The sequence below is a fragment of the Streptomyces sp. NPDC002754 genome (assembly GCF_053592315.1).
This window is the reverse complement of the sequence record NZ_JBSFVM010000009.1, coordinates 173,441-192,411: the sequence shown is the minus strand read 5'-3', so window position 1 is coordinate 192,411 and position 18,971 is coordinate 173,441. Positions and strand designations below refer to the sequence as shown.

The 18,971-nt window shown below is 72.2% G+C and carries 17 protein-coding genes; 10 read left to right on the top strand and 7 right to left on the bottom strand.

Annotated elements, in window-relative coordinates; translation table 11 throughout:
- Positions 1-25: 25 nt before the first annotated feature.
- The gene (locus tag ACWD2L_RS20820) at positions 26-1,057 is read left to right on the top strand and encodes a Ppx/GppA phosphatase family protein (RefSeq protein WP_351330996.1); all 1,032 of its coding nucleotides are present in this window, start codon (positions 26-28) and stop codon (positions 1,055-1,057) included.
- A gap of 223 nt (positions 1,058-1,280) precedes the next feature.
- Here the strand turns inward: ACWD2L_RS20820 and ACWD2L_RS20815 are convergent, their stop codons facing one another.
- The 3 genes from ACWD2L_RS20815 to ACWD2L_RS20805 form a co-directional block, all read right to left on the bottom strand.
- Positions 1,281-2,327, bottom strand: coding sequence for an LLM class flavin-dependent oxidoreductase (locus ACWD2L_RS20815; protein WP_351330997.1), 1,047 nt, complete (start codon positions 2,325-2,327; stop codon positions 1,281-1,283).
- Positions 2,327-2,839 carry an SRPBCC family protein gene (locus ACWD2L_RS20810; protein WP_351330998.1) on the bottom strand — a complete coding sequence of 171 codons (513 nt, stop codon included), beginning with the start codon at positions 2,837-2,839 and terminating at the stop codon, positions 2,327-2,329. Before ACWD2L_RS20810 ends, ACWD2L_RS20815 begins: the two co-directional genes overlap by 1 nt.
- Positions 2,840-2,938: 99 nt before the next feature.
- The gene (locus ACWD2L_RS20805) at positions 2,939-3,436 is read right to left on the bottom strand and encodes a winged helix-turn-helix transcriptional regulator (RefSeq protein ID WP_351330999.1); all 498 of its coding nucleotides are present in this window, start codon (positions 3,434-3,436) and stop codon (positions 2,939-2,941) included.
- A gap of 146 nt (positions 3,437-3,582) precedes the next feature.
- On the opposite strand from ACWD2L_RS20805, the gene ACWD2L_RS20800 reads away from it, so the two are divergent.
- From ACWD2L_RS20800 to ACWD2L_RS20770, 7 genes are all read left to right on the top strand, one after another.
- The gene (locus ACWD2L_RS20800) at positions 3,583-4,440 is read left to right on the top strand and encodes an AAA family ATPase (protein ID WP_351331000.1); all 858 of its coding nucleotides are present in this window, start codon (positions 3,583-3,585) and stop codon (positions 4,438-4,440) included.
- Complete coding sequence (locus ACWD2L_RS20795) at positions 4,437-5,780, top strand: vWA domain-containing protein (protein ID WP_351331001.1); 1,344 nt, start codon at positions 4,437-4,439, stop codon at positions 5,778-5,780. The genes ACWD2L_RS20800 and ACWD2L_RS20795 overlap by 4 nt, the downstream gene beginning before the upstream one ends.
- 51 nt (positions 5,781-5,831) lie before the next feature.
- Positions 5,832-6,911 carry an acyltransferase family protein gene (locus tag ACWD2L_RS20790; protein ID WP_451190454.1) on the top strand — a complete coding sequence of 360 codons (1,080 nt, stop codon included), beginning with the start codon at positions 5,832-5,834 and terminating at the stop codon, positions 6,909-6,911.
- A 168-nt stretch (positions 6,912-7,079) separates the two neighbouring features.
- Positions 7,080-8,423, top strand: coding sequence for a uracil-xanthine permease family protein (locus ACWD2L_RS20785; RefSeq protein ID WP_351331003.1), 1,344 nt, complete (start codon positions 7,080-7,082; stop codon positions 8,421-8,423).
- Positions 8,420-9,748, top strand: coding sequence for an amidohydrolase family protein (locus tag ACWD2L_RS20780; protein ID WP_351331004.1), 1,329 nt, complete (start codon positions 8,420-8,422; stop codon positions 9,746-9,748). The genes ACWD2L_RS20785 and ACWD2L_RS20780 overlap by 4 nt, the downstream gene beginning before the upstream one ends.
- Before the next feature lie 279 nt (positions 9,749-10,027).
- A complete protein-coding gene (locus ACWD2L_RS20775) occupies positions 10,028-11,014 on the top strand; it encodes an isopenicillin N synthase family dioxygenase (protein ID WP_351331005.1) in 987 nt (328 codons plus the stop codon).
- A gap of 19 nt (positions 11,015-11,033) precedes the next feature.
- The gene (locus ACWD2L_RS20770; RefSeq protein ID WP_351331172.1) at positions 11,034-12,395 is read left to right on the top strand and encodes a nucleobase:cation symporter-2 family protein; all 1,362 of its coding nucleotides are present in this window, start codon (positions 11,034-11,036) and stop codon (positions 12,393-12,395) included.
- Positions 12,396-12,413: 18 nt separating this feature from the next.
- Here ACWD2L_RS20770 and ACWD2L_RS20765 read toward each other — a convergent pair whose 3' ends face one another.
- The 4 genes from ACWD2L_RS20765 to ACWD2L_RS20750 form a co-directional block, all read right to left on the bottom strand.
- Positions 12,414-13,880 carry an aminotransferase class I/II-fold pyridoxal phosphate-dependent enzyme gene (locus tag ACWD2L_RS20765; RefSeq protein WP_351331006.1) on the bottom strand — a complete coding sequence of 489 codons (1,467 nt, stop codon included), beginning with the start codon at positions 13,878-13,880 and terminating at the stop codon, positions 12,414-12,416.
- 233 nt (positions 13,881-14,113) lie between these two features.
- The gene (locus ACWD2L_RS20760) at positions 14,114-14,356 is read right to left on the bottom strand and encodes a CDGSH iron-sulfur domain-containing protein (RefSeq protein ID WP_351331007.1); all 243 of its coding nucleotides are present in this window, start codon (positions 14,354-14,356) and stop codon (positions 14,114-14,116) included.
- A complete protein-coding gene (locus tag ACWD2L_RS20755) occupies positions 14,337-14,996 on the bottom strand; it encodes a HemK2/MTQ2 family protein methyltransferase (protein ID WP_351331008.1) in 660 nt (219 codons plus the stop codon). The genes ACWD2L_RS20760 and ACWD2L_RS20755 overlap by 20 nt, the downstream gene beginning before the upstream one ends.
- Entirely contained in the window at positions 14,993-16,069 is a 1,077-nt protein-coding gene (locus tag ACWD2L_RS20750; RefSeq protein ID WP_351331009.1) for an iron-containing redox enzyme family protein, read from the bottom strand. The genes ACWD2L_RS20755 and ACWD2L_RS20750 overlap by 4 nt, the downstream gene beginning before the upstream one ends.
- A gap of 110 nt (positions 16,070-16,179) precedes the next feature.
- Between ACWD2L_RS20750 and ACWD2L_RS20745 the strand changes: the two genes are divergently transcribed.
- Together ACWD2L_RS20745 and ACWD2L_RS20740 are read left to right on the top strand one after the other, a co-directional pair.
- Positions 16,180-17,355: an aromatic acid exporter family protein gene (locus ACWD2L_RS20745; RefSeq protein WP_351331010.1), complete on the top strand. Its 1,176-nt coding sequence runs from the start codon at positions 16,180-16,182 to the stop codon at positions 17,353-17,355.
- 85 nt (positions 17,356-17,440) lie between these two features.
- Complete coding sequence (locus ACWD2L_RS20740; protein ID WP_351331011.1) at positions 17,441-18,967, top strand: FAD-dependent oxidoreductase; 1,527 nt, start codon at positions 17,441-17,443, stop codon at positions 18,965-18,967.
- Positions 18,968-18,971: the final 4 nt, after the last annotated feature.

The window sequence follows — 18,971 nt, the reverse complement described above, 5'->3', positions numbered from 1 at the left end:
CGCCAACAGGGGTACTCGGTCGATCATGCGTATCAGTGTGGTTGATGTCGGCTCGAACACCGTGCGCCTCGCAATCGCGGACGCCCGCGACGGCGCACCGCTGCCGGTGCACACGGCCAAGCGACGGCTGCGCCTGTCGGAGCTGGTGGACGGCGACCGGCGACTGGGTCCCGCGGCCGTCGAGCGACTGGTCGACGCGGTGCGGACGGCGGTCACGGAGGCCGAACGCTGGGGCAGCGACGAGCCGTTCGTCTTCGCCACGGCCATCGTCCGGGACGCGCCGAACCGGGACGAGGTGCTCGACGCCGTCGAGGAGGGCACCGGGGTGCGGCCCCGGGTGCTGCCCGGCGAGGTGGAGGCGGAGCTGACGTTCCTCGCCGCAAGGCGGTGGATGGGCTGGCGGGCCGGCCCGCTCGGCGTCCTCGACATCGGCGGCGGTTCGCTGGAGGTCGCCTTCGGGCGTGGCCGGCTGCCCGAGTTCGCGATCTCGCTGCCGCTCGGGGCGGGGCGGCTGACGCGCGAGCATCTGCCGGGCGGCGGAGCGGCGCCGACGGAGCAGGAGGTGAAGGCGCTGCGGCGGCATGTGCGGCATCAGCTCAGGGACGTCGCGGCGCGGATCCGCTGGGAGGGGCCGCTCACGGCGGCGGCCACGTCGCGTACGTTCACGCAGTTGGCGCGCCTGTGCGGGGCCCCTCCGGGGCGTCATGGGCCGTTTGTGCCGCGGCAGTTGAGCCGTAAGTCGTTGGGGCTTGCGGTCACCGAGTTGGCGGCGCTGCCTGCCGAGCGGCGGGCGGAGCTGCCCGGTATTTCCGCGCCTCGGGCGTCGCAGTCCCTTGCGGGGGCGCTTGTCGGTCATACGGCGATGAAGCTCATGGGCATCCGTGAGCTCACGGTGTGTCCGTGGGCGATCCGGGAGGGCATTCTGCTGCGCCGCATAGAGGGTGACGCGGGTTGGTCCGCGAATGGCCATCCGGCCCTCCACCTGGCAGCGGCCGACCGCACCTACGCCACGGGGCTCCGCCACGGACCCCGCTCCTCAATCGCCGGAGGGGCTTGAAAGATCGGGGCTCCGCCCCGGGCCCCGCGCCTCAATCGCCGGAGGGGCTTGATGGTGCCGACCCGGGCTTGATTTTGCAGCCCGGGCTTGATGGTGCCGTCCCGCCTTGGGCAATCTGCCGCCTTGGGCGGCAGGGTGGGCAAGGCGGCGCCACGGTGCGGCGCGCCCGATACCTCAGGCGCCGACCCCGGCACCGCACAAAGACCTCGGTGCCGCGGAGGGGTCAACCCACCCCGTGCACCAGGTCAATCGCTCGGCCCAGCGTCGCCAAACGCGCGTCCACCGTGTCCCCCGCCGGGTAGAGGCGAACCGTGTCGACGCCCGCCGCCCGCCACACGGCCAACCGCTCCCGCACCATCCGCTCCGTACCGATGAGCGTCGTGGCGAGGACCATGTCGTCGGTGACCAGGGCGGCCGCCCCCTCGCGGTCGCCGGCCTGCCAGCGTTCGCGGACCGCCGCGGCGACATCCGCCCAACCCTGCCTGCTGTACGCCTGGTTGTAGAAGTTGGTGGAGGCGGAGCCCATGCCGCCGAGACTGAAGGCGAGTTCCTTCTTCCGGCCGCCCACCACCGCGGCCAGCTCCTCCTCGTCCTCGACGAAGTTCACCTCCGCCCCCTGGCAGATGTCGAGATCGGCCCTGGTCCGGCCGGAGGCCTTGAGCCCCGCGTCCAGGTGGTCGAAGTACGCCTCCTTCGCCCCTTCGGGCACGAAGCTCGTCCCGAGCCATCCGTCGGCGACCTCCCCGGTGAGCCGCAGCATCTTCGGCGACAACGTGGCCAGATGGATGGGCAGTTCGTGCTCGGCCCGCATCGACAGCCGCATGGGACGGGCATCACCTCCCGGGAGCGGCAGCGCGAACTCCCGCCCCTCGTAGGCGAGTTTCTCGCCGGTCGCCGCCATCCGCACGATCTCGACGGTCTCCCGCATCCGGGCCAGCGGCCGCGCGAACGGCACCCCGTGCAACCCCTCGATCACCTGCGGCCCGGACGGGCCGAGCCCGAGGAGGAAGCGGCCCTCGGAGATGTTCGACAACGTGATCGCGGCGCGCGCGATGGCGGCCGGGGTGCGGGTGGCGAGCTGGATGATGCCGGACCCGAGCAGCATCCGCTCGGTGCGCGCCGCCAAGTACCCGAGCGGGGACGGCGCTTCGGAGCCCCAGGCCTCGGCGACCCAGCAGATGTCCAGGCCCAGCTTCTCGGCCTCGGTGACGAAGTCGACGGTCTCCCGCCAGTCCCCGCCGGACGCCTCGATGGTGGTCGACGTACGCATCAGGCATCGGTCCCTTCGGCGAGGGTCTTGACGCCGTCGAGCGCCGCGTTCATGCCCCGCTCCCACTCCCGCAGCCGCCCGTAGACGATCTTCTGCTCCTTCTCCGGCATCCGGTCGATGGCGTACGAGAGACCGGAGCGGCCGGGCCCCATCCGCGCCCACTGCGTCAGTTCCGTGCCCCCGTCCTCGTTCTCCGTGATGCTGAACCGCCATACGGCGCTGGGCTGTTCGGGGTCGCCCACGGCCCACGCGAAGACCCGGCCCCGCGCGCACTCGACGACACACGAGGTGGTCTCCCACGCCCCGAACGCCTCGTGCCGGCTGCGTCCCAGGAAGCGGGCGCCGACACCTCGCTTCTCGTCCAGCCACTCGGCCGACTGGAGTTCCGCGCTGAACCGGGGCATCAGGGCGACATCACTGATCAGCTCCCACACTCGGTCCGGAGGCGCCGCGATCGTGCGCCGCACCTCGACGGTCGGCGTGTCCGCGTAGCGTGCGCCGGTCCACTCCATCGTGCTCCACCTCTCCGGAGAACAGCCTGTGACCATGAGAGTTTCGTAGATGGACTCACTACGTCAAGAGCAACCCGGCCATCAGAAGGAAGCATCGGTTCAGCGGGTGAAGCGCGCCGCGATCGCCGGGCGCCGCGCGAGCTTCTCCGGGTAGCCGGGGCCCATCCGCGCGTGGGTGTCGTCGGCGGTCATCGGCTCGCCGCAGTGTGCGCAGACGACCGCGGCCTCGCTCTCGTGCCCGCACCGGTCGTGTGCGAAGACGACGGGTGCGCCCTCCTCGCCGGACAGCCAGCGGTTGCCCCAGGCGTTCATGGCGGCGAGGACGCCGAAGAAGTCACGGCCCTTCTCGGTGAGCACGTAGTCGTGCCGCACGGGCGCCGTGTCGTAGGCCCGCTTCTCCATCAGCCCCGCCTCGACAAGGCGCCGCAGCCGCTCCGCCAGGGTCGTCCGGGCGATGCCGAGCTCCTGCTGGAACACGTCGAAGCGGGTGATGCCGTAGAACGCCTCGCGCAGCACGAGCGGCGTCCACCAGTCCCCCAGGAGGTCCATGGTGCGGGCGATGGAGCAGGGCCAGTCGGCAAAGGAAGTGCGCCTCATGCCGTCAGGATACGGACGGACCAACCGGGTCGGTCTCGGTACAGGACTCAGGACGTGACGTTCACCATGAACGGTGCGGGCCCATTGTGGACGGGGCTCCCGGCTGATCACCTGGAGTCCTACAACGCACCGAGCTGGAGGCCCCGTTGTTCGCTTCCGTGGACGAAGTCACCACGCGCCTTGCCGAGACCGGCTATCTGGCCTCGCCCGCCGTGGCGACCACCGTCTTCCTGGCCGCCAGGCTCGGCAAGCCGCTGCTCGTCGAGGGCCCGGCGGGCGTCGGCAAGACGGAGCTCGCGAAGGCGGTCGCGGCGATCAGCGACGCCCGCCTGATCCGCCTCCAGTGCTACGAGGGCGTGGACGAGAGCCGCGCGCTCTACGAGTGGAACCACGCGAAGCAACTGCTGCGCATCACGGCGGGCCGTGACGAGACCTGGGACCAGACGCGCACGGACATCTTCAGCGAGGAGTACCTGCTGACGCGCCCCCTGCTGGAGTCGATCCGCGGGGACGACGCGAAGGTCCTGCTCATCGACGAGATGGACAAGGCGGACGTGGAGGTGGAGGGCCTGCTCCTCGAAGTCCTCTCCGACTTCCAGGTGACCGTCCCCGAGCTGGGTACGATCGCCGCCACCCGGCGCCCCTTCGTGGTCCTCACCTCGAACGCGAGCCGTGAGCTGTCGGAGGCGCTGCGCCGCCGCTGCCTCTTCCTCCACATCGGCTTCCCCGAGGAGGAGTTGGAGCGCCGCATCCTCGCCCTGCAGGTGCCCGAGCTCGACACGGTGCTCGCCGAGTCCCTCGTACGGGTCGTGGGCGCGCTGCGCGCGATGGATCTGCACAAGGTGCCCTCGGTCGCGGAGACGGTGGACTGGGCGCGCACCCTGCTGGCGCTCGGCGCGGACCGGCTCGACGAGGAGGTCGTACGGGCTTCCCTCGGCGTCGTCCTCAAGCATCAGGAGGACGTGAACACGGCTGCGGCGAAGCTCGATCTGGACGCGGTGTGAGCACCACCGACCGCATCACTTCGCTCGTCCGGGCGCTGCGCGCGCACGGCATCCGGATCGGCACGGGCGAGAGCGTGGACGCCGCGCAGGCGGTGGCGGCGCTCGGCCTGGACAGCCGGGACCACCTGCGCGAGGGGCTCGCCTCCGCGCTCCTGCACGACCAGGGTCAGCGTGCGGTCTTCGACCCGGTCTTCGACGTGTACTTCCCGCACGCGGTGGGCGCGCCCGGCCAGGGCGGCGCCACCGACCGGGAGAGCCTGCGCGAACGCCTCGCCGAGGCCCTGACCACGAACGACAGCGCCGCCCTCGCCCGGCTTGCGGCCGAGGCGGTGGACTCGCTCGGCGGCTACGACGCGAACGGATGGTCCTCGCAGCAGACGCTGGACCGGCTGCGCCCGCAGACGCTCCTCGCGCCCGTCATGTCCGCGATCCGCGCGGGCGGCAGCGGCCAGTCCGGGGCGTTCACCGACCGCATCGAGGCGGACGAGATCCGCCGCCGCATCGAGGAGTTCCGCGAAGGGGTTCGCGGTGAGGCCCGCCGCCGGGTCGCGGAGGCCCGCAACCGCGACGAGCTGGCCCGCCGGATGCCGGTGCAGACGCCCGACCGCACCCTGTTCCTCTACGCGGACAAGGCCCAGCTCGCCGAGCTGCGCCGCACGGTCCACCCCCTGGCCCGGAAGCTGGCCACCCGCCTCGCGGCCCGCCGACGCCGCGCGGCCCGCGGCCACATCGACCTGCGCCGCACGCTGCGCGGCTCGCTGTCGACGGGCGGCGTCCCCATGAAGCCGGTCCTGCGGGGGCGCCGCCCGACCCGCCCGGAACTGGTCCTGCTCTGCGACGTGTCGGGCTCGGTCGCCGGCTTCGCGAACTTCACGATGCTGCTGGTCCAGGCCCTGCACGACCAGTTCAGCAAGATCCGCGTCTTCGCCTTCGTCAACCGGATCGACGAGGTCACCGACCTCATCGCGCACGGCGCCGCGGACGCGGAGGGCCTCGGCGCCCGCATCGCGTCCGAGGCCACGCTGACCGGCTGGCACGGCAGCAGCGACTACGGCACGGCGCTCGGCGAGTTCGTGGAGCGCTACGAGTCCGCGGTGGGCCCCCGCACGACGGTCCTCATCCTCGGCGACGCCCGCAACAACCAGCAGAACCCGAACCTCCCGGCCCTGCGCCGCATCACCCGCGCCTCCCGCCGCACCCACTGGCTCAACCCGGAACCCCGCTCCCAGTGGGACACGGGCGACTCCGCGGCCTCCACGTATGCCGAGGTGGTCCCCCTGCACGAATGCCGCAACGCCCGCCAACTGAGCACCCTGGTCGGCCGCCTGCTGCCCATCTAGCCGTATCGTCCGTAGCCCTTTCACTTGCGCAATCGTGAAGGGACGGGAAGCGTGATCCGGACGGATACCGGCGGGGACGGAGGGCGTATGAAGGCGGACGGCCGTGACGCGTACTTCGACAACGCCAAGTACCTGGCCATCGTCCTCGTCGCGCTCGGGCACGCCTGGGAGCCCCTGCGCGGGGACAGCCGCGCGGCCTCGGCGCTGTACTTCACCGTCTACACGTTCCACATGCCTGCGTTCATCGTGATCTCCGGCTACTTCTCACGGTCGTTCGACGCGAGCCCCCGGCGAATGAAGCGCCTGGTCACGGGCGTACTGGTGCCGTACGTGATCTTCGAGCTCGCGTACACGTTCTTCAAGCGCACGGTGGGCGACGACCCGGACTACCCGATCAGTCTGCTCGACCCCTGGTATCTGACGTGGTTCCTGATCGCGCTCCTCATCTGGCGGCTCACCACCCCGCTCTGGAAGATCATTCGCTGGCCGCTGCCGCTGGCCCTCGCGGTCGCCGTGCTCGCCGCCGTCTCCCCCGACATCGGTGACGACCTGGACCTCCAGCGGGTGCTGCAGTTCCTGCCCTTCTTCGTGCTCGGCCTCTGCCTGAAACCGGAGCACCTCCAGCTGGTGCGGAACCGCAGGGCCCGCATCCTCGCCGCGCCGGTGTTCGTGGGCGCGCTGGTCGTCGCGTACTGGGCCTCGCCGCGGATGACCGCCGCCTGGTTCTACCGCCGCGACAGCGCGCAGGAGCTGGGCGCGCCGGGCTGGACGGGCGTGGTGATGACGCTCGCCCTGTTCGCCTGCTCGGTGATCCTCATGGCCTGCTTCTTCGCGTGGGTGCCGGGGCGCAGGCTGTGGTGCACCGCGCTCGGCGCGGGCACCCTGTACGGCTATCTGCTGCACGGCTTCCTCGCGAAGGGCTCCCGCTTCTGGGGCTGGTACGACCACGCCTGGGTGCACACGCCGCTCGGCGAGATCACCGTCACCGTGATCGCGGCGGCGGTCATCACCGCGCTGTGCACCCCACCCGTGCGGTGGCTGTTCCGCTGGGCCATGGAGCCCGAGATGCGCTGGGCCTTCAAACCCGAGCCGTCCCCCTCCGACGAGGGCCGGTCACCGACGCGTACGTAACGCCCGTCCGTTCGGCTACGTCGCGGTTTCCTGAGCGCAACGCCGTCGAAACACCGTCTCCCTACCGTCACCTCCACACCGGTCATGGCTGCAACGGCCGGTGGGTGTCCGGGTGCGGTCCGCCGGGGTGCTAACCAGCCGTCTTCCGCCGAGCTGTGAGGAGGAACGATGGCTGTAGTCGAGCATGCCGTCGCGCCCGCACACCAAGGACCCCACCCCGTCGACATACGGCCTCCGTGGCGGCGGCTGGTGCCGCTGAGCCTGCAGCATCTGCTCGTCGCGTACGCGGGCATGGCCACGATGCCGCTGCTCGTGGGGACGGCGCTACATCTGCCCGAGGACCGGATTCGGCTGCTCATCAGCGCGAATCTGCTGGTCAGCGGCGTCGCGACCGTGTTGCAGTCGCTGGGCCTGAAATGGTTCGGGGCGCGGTTGCCGATCGTGATGGGGTCCACGTTCACCGCGATCACGCCCGCCGTTCTCATCGGGCAGGAGCACGGGCTCGCCGCCGTGTTCGGGGCGACCGTCGTGTCCGGCCTGGTGACGCTGGCCGTCGCTCCGTGGTTCGGGCGCTGTCTGCACCTGTTCCCGCCGCTGGTCACGGGGACGGTCATCGCCGTCATCGGGTTCTCGCTTGTGCCTTCGGCGGCCGGTCTCATCGCCGGGGAGGGGGCCGGCGGCAGCGGTGTCCGCGGGCTCGCGCTCGCCGCAGGGACGGTGCTGCTCGTGGTGGTCGTGGAGCGCGTCGCACCGCCCGCGCTCGCCCGGTTCTCGGTGCTCGTCGCCATGGGCGTGGGGACGGTGGCCGCGCTGCCGCTGGGGCTGTTCGACGGGTCGGGGGTCGCGGACGCGCGCGTCGTCACGGCGCCCGATCCGACCGCTTTCGGGGCGCCCACGTTCGTGGTGCCCGCCATCGCGGCGATGCTGGTCGTGCAGCTCGTGAACATGGTGGAGTCCGTCGGCGACACCCTCGCGGTCGGCCAGATCGTCGGCCGCGGCGACGACGCGCCCACCGTCGTACGGGCGCTGCGCGCGGACGGCGCGGCCACCGTGCTGTCGGGGGCGCTCGCCTCCTTCCCCGTCGTGACGTTCGGGCAGTCGGTGGGCCTGGTGAGCGTGACGCGTGTGAAGAGCCGTCATGTCGTCGCCCTGTCCGGGGTGTTGATGGTGGCGCTGGCGTTCGTGCCCGTGCTCGGGGCCGCCGTCGCCGCCGTGCCGGGTCCTGTCCTCGGCGGGGTGTCGCTCGTCATGTTCGGGACCGTGGGCGCGGTCGGGCTGCGGATCCTCGCGCGCGCCGATCTGACCGAGCCGCGGAATCTGCTGACCGTCGCCCTCGCCTTCGCGCTCGGCATGATCCCGCTCGGCGCGCCGGACTTCTACGCGCCACTCCCCTCGTACGTGCGCACCGTCCTGGACAGCGGCATCGCCGTCACCGGGATCGTGGCGTTCCTGCTCAATCTGCTGTTCCACCACACGGGCGCCGCCCGTCTCCGGAAGGAGCCCGCCCTGTGAGACTCGGGACGATCACAGATGTCACCGTGTACAGCGGGGGCCGCTGGCTGCCCGGAATGGACGTGCACATCACCAACGGGCGGATCACGGCACTCGTACCGCACGGTGAACTCCCTCGCAGCGGTGAGGTGTTGGACGGCAGCGGCGGGCATCTGACTCCCGGCCTCGTCAACACGCACACGCACCTCTTCCAGGCCGGTCTGCGCGGCATCGGTGAGGGGCTCGGGCTGCTCGCGTGGCTGAGCGCCGTCGGCGAGGAGGCGGCGCTGCTCACGCCCGAGCGCGCCTACGCGACCGCTGCCGCCGCCGCGGCCGAGGCGCTGCGCAGCGGAACCACCACGCTCGTCGAGCACATGTGGCCGCACCCGTCGCCCGAGGTGCACGACGCGGTGCTGCGGGCCCTCAAGGACAGCGGCGTACGGGCCGTGTTGTGCCGGGGCGTCGCCGACCGGGCGGACCAGAGCCGCAAGTGGGGCTTCGACCCGCGGCTGATGCAGCCACTGAAGGAGTCCCTCGCGCACACGGACGAGCTGATCGCGCAGGCGCGCGGCAGCCGGGTGGACGTCGGCGTGGCCGTGCCGAACCCGCGGTGCCTGACACCGGATGGGATGGCCGCCGTACGCGCGTACGCGGACGAGCGCGACCTGCCCGTCTCGCTGCACCTCCTGGAGACGCTGACGGACGACTCAATGTGCCGTGAACGTACGGGAGTTGGCGCCGTCGAGTATCTGGAGCGGGCCGGGTTCCTGTGGGAGCGACTGCTCGCCGTGCACTGCGTGGAGCTCGACGCCGAGGGGCGGGACACCCTCGCCCGGCACGGCGTAGGTGTCTCGTACAACCCTCTGAGCAATATGCGGCTCGGCAGCGGGATCGCGCCGGTGCCCGAGATGCTGGAGGCGGGACTGAGCGTCGGGCTCGGGGTCGACGGGGCCGCCAGCAACGACACGCAGGACATCCTGGAGGCACTGCGCATCGGCGCGTATCTGCAACGGGCCGCGCACCGCAAGGCGGATCTGTTCGGGTTCCCCGAGATGTTCGCGATGGCGGCGGGCGGCGCGAACCGGATCCTCGGGATCGAGGAGAACCCGGACGGCGGGCTGCGGGCCGGGATGCGGGCGGACCTCGTCCTGCACCGCTTCGACCGGGACTACGCCTGCCTTCCGGTACGCGACCCGGGGGCGACGCTGCTGACGTGTGCGGGCAGCAGGACGGTTGCGGCCGTACTCGTGGATGGTGAGGTCCTGGTACGCGACGGTGAGCATGTCCGCCTGCCGTCGCGGGAGTTGGCGGCGGGGCTTGCCCACTCAAGCCCCTGCGGCGATTGAGCAGCGGGGTCCGGGGCAGCGCCCCGCGACCGTGCCCCGGGTCACCGTCACCTTTACGGCCGCGTAACAGCACGATCCCCACCGGTAACACACACCGTGCAGGCTGATCCCATCGCGTGCGGGCCCCGCGCAGGGGCCCGCACCAGCACACGGCGCCCGGCCCCACGAAGGGGGTCCGCCGCGACCGTGCACGCGGGCCTCTGAGTGCCCGTGCTGGGGGTCGCAGGGGCGGTGACTGCATCCCGTACGCAACTCCACGTCCGAGGAGCGACAGCCGCGATGACGAACACCACGTACACACTCGACGAGTTGGCCAAGGAGACCCGGATGGGCGGGGCCGGAACGCAGACGTCCGCCCGGGAGATCCGCCGTGTCGACCTCACCGACTTCGAGCACCGCAAGGCGGAGATCACCGAGGAGCTGTGGGCCGCCGCCACCGACATCGGCTTCTTCCAGCTGGTGAACCACGGCATCGAACCCGCCGCCGTGGACGGCGCGTTCGCCGACGCCGAGGCCTTCTTCGCGCTGCCCGAGGAGACCAAGGCGCGGCACGGCCTGAAGAAGGGGCTCAACTCCGGCTGGGAGTCGATGACCCAGGTGCGTCCGTCGATCGGGACGCCCGACCAGAAGGAGTCGTACCAGCTGACCCGCCCGCACATGGAAGGGCTGTGGCCGGACGACGCGTTGCCCGGATTCCGGGAGCGGACACTCGAATTCGAGGCGCGCTGCCGGGAGTTGGCGATGCGGGTGCTGTCCTGCTTCGCGGACCGCCTTGGGCTGCCCGACGGATTCTTCGCACGCGCCCATGACCCGGCGAGCCCGCAGTACCAGTCGACGCTGCGAATGCTGCACTACTTCGCCGTGCCCGACGACGCCGTCATCCCCGCGAACACGTGGCGGGCCGGGGCGCACACCGACTTCGACTGCCTGACGCTGCTGTTCCAGCGGGACGGGCAGGGCGGACTTCAGGTGTGCCCGGGGAAGGAGGCCGACGCACAGGAGTGGACGCCGGTCGAGCCGGCGGACTCCGTGATCACCTGCAACATCGGGGACATGCTGATGCGGTGGAGCGACGACCGGCTCCCGTCGAACTTCCACCGGGTGATGTCACCGGGCCCGGGAGACGACCGGTCGGCCCGCCACAGCATCGCGTTCTTCGCGCAGGCCGACCGTGACGTGGTGATCGAGGGCCCGGAGGGCCGCTACCCGCCGATCACCGCTGCCGACTACATCCAGCAGCGGATCGCTGCCAACTTCTCGCGATAGAAAGGTGGTTGACGTGACGATGCCCGCGAGGGGCGGACAGCGGGCCGGCTTCGGGCGGCTCGCGGTGCTGGGGGTCCAGCACGTGCTCGTGATGTACACGGGGTGTGTGACCGTGCCGTTGGTGTTCGGCGCCGCGGCCGGGCTCGACGCCGCGACGATCGCCGTCCTGATCAACGCCGATCTGCTCGTCGCGGGCGTCGTCACGATGATCCAGGGCGCCGGTGTCGGCCGGTTCCTCGGCGTGCGGATGCCGGTGATGGCGGGGGCGGCGTTCACCGCGGTGACGCCGATGATCCTGATCGCCGGGGAGTACGGCCTCCAGGCGGTGTACGGGTCGATGCTCGCGGCCGGCGTGTTCGGGCTGCTGATCGCCTACCCGTTCGCGAAGGCGGTCCGCTTCTTCCCGCCGCTGGTGAGCGGCGTGGTGATCACGGTGGTGGGCCTCGCGCTGATCGGTGTGGGCGTGAACCTGGTCGTCGGGAACGACCCGAAGGCCGCCGACCACGCGGCGCCCTCGCGGCTCGCGCTCGCCGCGTTCGTCGTCGTCGTGATCCTGCTGGTGGCGCGGTTCGGGCGCGGATTCCTCGCGCAAACCGGCGTGCTGGTGGGCCTGTTGGCGGGGACGGCGGTCGCCGTGCCGTTCGGCCTGGTCGACTTCTCGGCGGCGCGGACCGCGGACTGGATCGGGGTCAGCACTCCGTTCCACTTCGGGGCGCCGGAGTTCCCCGCGGTCGCCGTGCTGTCGATGTGCGTGGTAATGCTGGTCCTGTTCGCCGAGTCGACGGCCGATCTGATCGCGGTCGCGGAGCTGACCGGCAAGCGGCTGACGACCGCCGACATGGCGCGCGGGCTGGCCGCGGACGGGCTCTCCGGGGTGCTGGGAGGCGTCATGAACGCGTTCCTGGACACGGTGTTCGCGCAGAACGTGGGCCTGGTGACGATGACGAAGGTGCGCAGCCGGCACGTCGCGACGATCGCCGGCGGCATCCTCGTGATCCTCGGCCTGGTTCCCAAACTCGGCGCGCTGGTCGCCGGGTTGCCGCAGCCGGTGGTCGGCGCGGCGGGGCTCGTGATGTTCGCGACGGTCGCCGTTGTCGGCATCAACACGCTCCGCAAGGTCGACTTCGACGGCACGCACAACCTGCTGATCGTCGCGGTGTCGATCGGCGTCGGCATGGCACCCGAGGTGGCACCCGACCTGTACTCGCGCTTCCCCGACGGCGTCGGCATCGTCCTCGGCTCGCCCGTGACGAGCGCGACCCTGCTGGCGTTCGGCCTCAACCTGGCGTTCAACGGCGGGAGTTCACGGCGCGACGACGATCCCGGACAGGCGCCGGTGGTGCCGGAGGTGCGGCGCGAGGCGCCGGCCGGGAGTCCGTAGCGGCCGCTTCAGGCGCGGTCAGGCGCGCTCCACCGCCACCCGGATCGTGCGCAGTTCCGGGTCCGCCGGGTCGGGTACGTTCATGCCCGCCGTGAGGCCCGTGCGCAGGTAGCCGATCACCTCATCGTTGAGCCGCTCCCCCGGCAGTACCGTCGGGATGCCGGGCGGGTACGGGGTGGCCATTTCGGCGGCGATGCGCCCGTCGGCGCGTTCCAGCGGCACGTCCTCGACCGGCCCGAAGTACGCGTCGCGCGGCAACATGGCCTGTTCCAGGCGGAGTTCGGACGGCTTGGGTACGGCGACCGCGGGCGCGCCGCGCAGTTCGGCGCGGTGCTCGGCGACGTCCCGCAGGCCGTCGAGGAGGGCGGCGAGTGTCGCCGGGGAGTCCGCGAAGGTGAGCTGGGCGCCGATCCTGCGGTGGTCGGCGATGTGCACGTCGAGGGCGCGGTGGGAGCGCAGCCAGTCGGCGACGCGGTAGCCGCTCGTGTCCAGGTCGGCCACGTCGACGAGGATCGGCAGCGGGTCGAGGTCGTACGCGAGGCCGGGGCCCGTGAGGGCGTCGCGGCCGTACACGTGCATGCCGTCGATCGCGTCAACGGCTTGCCGCGCCTCCGCGGCGAGGTCGAGGGCGTTGCCCAGGAGTTCGCGGCCGTGCAGCCGCATCTGGCGCCGCCAGCCGTCGAGGCCCGCGTAGATGAGGACGGAGGGGCTGGTGGTGCCGAGCAGGTCGGCGCGGGAGGTGAGGGTGGCCGGGTCGATGAGGTCGCCACGGAGATGGAACACCGAGCCCTGTTCCAGGCCGCTGCCCATCTTGTGAATGCTGGTGACACACACGTCGGCGCCCGCGTCCATGGCCCACTTGGGCAGGTCGGGGTGGAACGGCAGGTGCGCGCCCCACGCCTCGTCGACGATCAGCGGCCTGCCGCGCGCGTGGCAGATCTCGGCGAGCCGCTCCAGGTCGGCGCAGGTCCCGTACGAGGTCGGGCTGGTGATCAGCGCTCCGCGCGCGTCCGGGTGGCGCTCGAAGGCCTCCTCGTACGACTGCGGGGAGGGCGGATGCGCGAGGCCCCGCTCGGCGTCCCACTGCGGTTCGACCCACACGGGGTCGATGCCGCACAGGATCAGCCCGCTCACCACGGACTTGTGGGCGTCACGCCCGATGAGCAGCTGCTCGTGGGGCCCGGCGACGGCCAGCATCGCGGCCTTGACCGAGAGGGAGCTGCCGCACGTGGTGAAGAAGGTGTGGTCGGCGTGGACCGCGTCGGCCATCAGCTGCTCGGCGCGCCGCAGCACCCGGCCGCGCATCCGACGGTCGTCGAGGCCGCCGCTGGCGAGGACGTCCGCGTGGAAGGCGTCGCCGAGGACTCTCCTGGCCTGCTCGTCGGCGCCGCGCGCCTGCTTGTGGCCGGGTGGCGTGAAGGCGAGCCTGCCATGCGCGTGATACGAGTCGAGGGCTTCCAGGACGGGGGCGGCGGTGTGATCCATGGGGCCCGGGTACCGGGTATCGGGCCTGTTCATGCCACCTGCCTCCAATCGGGCTACACGTCCGTCACGCCGGTTCGGCCAATCAAGCCCCGCCGGCGATTGAGGCGCGGGGTCCAGGGCAGAGCCCCAGATCAAGCCCCGCCGGCGACTAAGGCGCGGGGTCCAGGGCAGAGCCCCAGATCAAGCCCCGCCGGCGACTAAGGCGCGGGGTCCGGGGCGGAGCCCCGTGTCCGTCACGCCGGTTCGGCGGAGTCGGACGCCTGCCGGGGCCCACGCCGGTGGCTCGTGTCGCACCACGGGTACCGGCGGCTGCGACGGCACGTGCACAGCGCGACCTTGAACCGGTCGGACCGCACCGTCGTACCGTCGTCGAGGGTGACTTCGACGGGCCCCTCGACGAGAAGCGGACCGGTGCGCTCGGCACTGATACGGGTGACGTCGCGGCGCGGCGTCACCTCAGTCGGTTCGTGCGGCACGGATGACCACCAGCCCTTCCCTCGACGCGTCATCGGCGACCAACTTGCGCCGCCGCAACCACTGTTGGCGCTCCTCCAGGACCGGCCCGAAGGGGATCGACCGGCGGCCCACCACTTCGGCGCGAAGCCCGCGCGAACGCAGCAGGTCGAGCGTGCGATCGGCGTCACTGAGTGCCGACTGGACGATGAGCAGCGTGCCGCCGGGGCTCAGCAGCGGTGGCACGCCGCGGCAGATCCGGTCCAGCACGAGACGCCCGTCCCGGCCCGCGTCCCAGGCCCGTGCCGCACCGCGCCGCGGCACGGCGGCCGAGGGGGCGGGAACGTAGGGCGGGTTGGCGACGACGAGGTCGAAGCGGCGGCCCGCGACGGGTGCGAGCAGGTCGCCGCGGAGCACCCGCAGCTGCAACCCGTTGAGCCGGGCGTTCAGCCGCGCGGTGAGCACGGCACGCCACGAGACGTCGACGGCCGTCACCTGTGCGCCACGACCGGCGGCGAAGAGCGCGACGGCCCCCGTCCCGGTGCCGACGTCGAGCACCTCGGCGCCGCGCGCCAGCGGCTCCCGCAGCAGCGCGTCGGCGAGCATCCAGGTGTCGTCCTGCGGCGCGTAGACGCCGGGGAAGCTGAGCAGTGGGCTGGTCATGCCGGGCTCCCGAGGTGCGAGGGCGACACGGCGCGCAGGGACGACACGGTGCGCAGGGACGACTCCCCCGCCTCCCATGCGGCCCACAGTGTCCCTCCGAAGCGGTCCTCCAGGTACCCGGTGGCGTCGACGCCGAAGGCGATGTCCGCGTCGAGACCGGGGTCCTGGGCCAGGAGGCCGTCCACGACCTCGTGCCGTACGACCTGTTCGTGCACCGCGTCGGCCTCGACGTGCTCGTCGTAGAAGAACACCGCGCGCTCGCCCGCGCCGACGCGGCGCAGCGCGTGCGCGAGGCGCCGGGAGCCGGGCGACGAGGTCGTCTCGACGGTGGCGAAGTGGCCGACCAGTGCGCCGCGCAGCGAGCGGTGCAGGCCGAACAGGGACATCTGGTTGACGAGGGCCAGCGCCTCGGCCGATGCCGCGTCGAGGTAGTGCCCGTAGTCGGTGACGAGGCCCAGGTCCGCCATCAGGTCGGCGAAGAGGCGCGCGTGGATGCGGTCGGCGCGGCCACCGCCGAACTCGTCGAACTCGATCGCGGCCATCCCCGCCTTGGGCCGCCCGTGCAGCCGGGGCAGCACCCAGGCGTGCGGGTCCGCCTCCTTGAGGTGGTAGATCGAGCGGTGGGCCGCGTACTCGCGCAGCTGCCACAGCTCACCCTTCTCGCTGAGGAGATGGCTGAGTCCTTCGCCGTCCGCCGGTTCCATCAGCAGCTCGTCGAGGGCGTCGTGCGCGTGGGCGTGCCGGGTCGCGTGGGCGCGCAGGTCGGCCAGCATGTGCTGTTCCAGGCCGCCTCGTACGCGCAGGAGGTCCGGGTCCCATTCCAGGGTGTCGGGGACTTCGGCGAAACCCCGGTAGTGGAGTTCGTAGCAGAGGTACAGGGCGAGCTGGACGTCGTCGCCGAGCGGGGGCGCCGCGGCGATCGCCTCCGGTCCTGGCAGCGGGTGGCGCGCGCCGCGCAGATACGCGAGCACGGCGGCCGACAGCGGTCCGCGCGGGGGCGGCAGCTCCGGGGCCCGTTCCGCCGTGGGGCCGGGCGCCGGCACTGCCGCCCCGCGGTCGTTCGTGAGGGTCATGGCACCCGAGTACCCCTGCTCACCCACACCACTCCCGGCCTGCGGTGTTTCGCCCGACCCACGCCGGGGAACCCGGCCGACCACTCCCCCACCCCTTGGAGGACGCACCCATGCCGCGACACATGCCAGGGCGCATGATCGTGGACGAGTTCCGGGCCATCGGGGGTTCCGCACGCCGCGCCGTGTCGGTTCCCGGCCCCGAGCGGACCACAGCCGTGCAGGCGCTGAAGGCGGCCGCCGCGGCGATCGTGGCGTGGGCGCTCGCCGGCACATGGTGGAACGCGCCGATGGCGCTGCTCGCGCCGTGGACCGCGGTGGTCCTGGTGCACAGCACCGTGTACCGCTCGGTGCGCTCGGCCGCGCAGCAGTTCCTGGTCGTCGCGGCGGGCACGCTCATCGCGTCCGGGGCCATGGCACTCACCGAGAACGTGATGATCGGGATGGCGATCGCGCTTCCGCTCACCGTGCTCATCGGCTCGTACGGGCGCTTCGGCGACCAGGGCTGGTACGCGCCGAGCGCGGCCCTCTTCGTCCTGACGTACGGCTCGTACGGCCCCGCGGAGATCGGCCACCGGCTCATGGAGACCGTGCTGGGCGCGGTCGTCGGCGTCCTCGTCAACGCGCTCGTGCTGCCGCCCGTGCACACCAGCGACGTGCGGCGGCTGCGGGCCCAGGTGCCGGCGGACTGCGCCCGGCTGCTGCGGGAGATCGCGGACGGCATCGAGGACGGGTACGGCGCGGCCGACGCCGAGGAGTGGCACGGGCGGGCGCTGCGGCTCGGTGCCACGGTCGCCGAACTGCGTACCGCGCGGCACCGTGCGGACGAGAGCCGCCGGCTGAACCCCGGCCGCAGGCTGCGCCGCGGGCCGCCCGCCCCGCCGTCCCACGACATCCACTGGGAGCGGATCGCGGACCATCTCGCGGAGGCCCTGCGTTCACTGACGGAGGCGGCGCACGACACACCACCGTTCGCAGCACCTCCGCCGCAGGCGCTGCACGAGCTGGCCACGCTGCTGCGCTCGGCCGGTGAGGCGTGTGCCACGGACGCCGACCGGATCGGCCGTCCGGGCGGCGAGCAGGCCGCGGACGCGCTCGCCGAGGCGCGGGCGGCGGGCGACCGCATCGCCTCGCACCTGGCCGACCCGGCCGGCCGCGGCTTCGCCTCACTCGGCGAACTGACCACGGCGACGACCCGCCTCCTGAACGACCTGTCGGCGGCGACGGATCACTCCGCCCAGGCCCCGGACGCCCTCTCCGGCACCGCGAAGTCGGTCAACACCCCGTAGTGATCACTGGCCTGAACCCCGTCGACCGGCTCGACGAGAAACCGCTCGCACGCTTGAGCAGCCCGTTCAGGGGGACTCGTGGGCCATGACCGAGAGTGCATCCGTCCAAGGTTCGTACTGGATCGAGTCCGCGCCGGGGCCGCGCTTCCCGCCGCTGGAGCGGGACGTGAACGTGGACGTCGCGGTGATCGGCGCGGGGATCGCCGGGCTGAGCACCGCGTGGGAGTTGACGCGGGCCGGGCTGAGTGTGGCGGTCCTGGAGGCGGGCCGGATCGCCGAGGGGGTCACCGGGCACACGTCGGCCAAGCTGTCCGCGCTGCACACGCTGACCTACGAACGGTTGCGGCGCACGCGGGGCGTCGAGGCCACCCGGTTGTACGCGCGCTCCCAGTCCGAGGCCGTGGAGCACGCCTTCGAGGTGGCCGAACTCCTCGGCATCGACTGCGAGTTGGAGCGCCGCGACGCCTACACCTATGCGACCGAGGGACAGCATCTGTCCGCGGTGCGGGCCGAGGCCGGGGCGGCGCAGGCCGCGGGGCTTCCCGCGTCGTTCGTGACGGAGACCGGCCTTCCGTTCCGCGTCGCGGGGGCGGTACGCGTCACGGGGCAGGCCCAGTTCCATCCGCGCAAATACCTGCTCGGGCTCGCCGAGGACCTGCGGGCGCGCGGCGCGCTGCTGCACGAGCACACGTCGGTGTTCGGCCTGGAGGAGGACGGTGCCTGCCACCTGACGGCCGAGACCGGGGCCCGGGTCACCGCGCGCGACGTGGTCGTCGCGACCCACTACCCCATCTTCGACCGGGCCCTGCTGTTCGCCCGGCTCGCGCCCCGCCGGGAGCTGGTGGTGGCGGCGCCGATCGACGCGGAGCGCGACCCGGACGGCATGTACATCACGCCGGAGGAGAACACCCGCTCAGTGCGCACCGCGCCCTACAAGGACGGGCAGCGGCTGCTCATCGTCACCGGCGAGAAGTTCACCCCCGGCACCGGGAACACCCCGCAGCGCCTGGAGCGCCTCGTGACCTGGGCCGAGAACCACTTCCCCGGCATCGAACCCGCCTACGGGTGGGCCACGCAGGACACGTTCCCCTGTGACACGACAGCGCTCGTGGGCCGCCTCCACCCGGCGGCCAAGCACACGTACGTCGCCACTGGCTTCGGCGGCTGGGGGCTGAGCGGCGGCATCATGGCCGGCCGGCTGCTCACCGCGCTCATCACGGGCCGTGAGGAACCCGAGTGGACGGGCCTCTACGATCCGCGCCGGGTGCGCTCGGTGCTGCGCGAGGCGCCCCGTTTCCTGAAGCACCAGGCGGACGTCGCCTACCACTTCGTGGGCGACCGGGTGCGGCCCCCGAGCGCGGGATCCGTCGACGAGCTGCAACCGGACTCCGGGGCGGTGCTGCGCACCAAGGGCGGGCGCGCGGCCGTCTACCGGGACGCCGACGGCAAGCTGCACGCCGTGTCCGCGCGCTGCACCCACCTGGGCTGCCTGGTCGCGTTCAACGCGACGGAGCGCGCCTGGGAGTGCCCCTGCCACGGCTCCCGCTTCGCCACGGACGGACAGGTCGTACAGGGCCCGGCCACCCGCGGCCTCGAGCAGCGCGACATCTGAACCC